The 546-nt window shown below is 55.5% G+C and carries 2 rRNA genes; both read left to right on the top strand.

Going from position 1 to position 546, the window contains the following annotated elements:
- Positions 1-7 precede the first annotated feature (7 nt).
- A 5S ribosomal RNA gene (rrf, locus tag H1S01_RS20710) occupies positions 8-124 on the top strand.
- Positions 125-236: 112 nt separating this feature from the next.
- Positions 237-546 (top strand): 23S ribosomal RNA (locus H1S01_RS20705); the annotation flags it as partial.

Below are 546 nucleotides of genomic sequence, written 5' to 3'. Positions count from 1 at the left end.
AAACTGATCTGGTGGCAATGGCGGAGGGGTCACACCCGTTCCCATCCCGAACACGGAAGTTAAGCCCTCCTGCGCCGATGGTACTTGGGACGTTGGTCCCTGGGAGAGTAGGTCGCTGCCGGATTGACCGGGGAATACCCGGCAGACCTGACGAATGTCAGGTTTTCATATGACCGTCCTTGTGGCGGTGTTGTTCCTTGAAAACTGCACAGAGGTAAAGTAAAGCGCAATTATAAGGTCAAGTTAGTAAGGGCATACGGTGGATGCCTAGGCGCTGAGAGGCGAAGAAGGGCGCGGATAACTGCGAAAAGCCACGGTGAGCCGTAAGCAGGCATTGACCCGTGGATACCCGAATGGGGCAACCCGTCCGGAGTCATATCCGGACATCGCTGACTGAATCCATAGGTCAGTGAAGCCAACCCGGGGAACTGAAACATCTAAGTACCCGGAGGAAAAGAAATCAACTGAGATTCCCCCAGTAGCGGCGAGCGAACGGGGAAAAGCCTAAACCGTCTCTTCGGAGGCGGGGTTGCGGGACCTTCATCA

It is taken from the genome of Heliobacterium chlorum, from assembly GCF_014502795.1.
Classification (GTDB): Bacteria; Bacillota; Desulfitobacteriia; order Heliobacteriales; family Heliobacteriaceae; genus Heliobacterium; species Heliobacterium chlorum.
The sequence above is the reverse complement of the archived record's forward strand: the minus strand, read 5'-3'. Positions and strand labels throughout refer to the sequence as shown.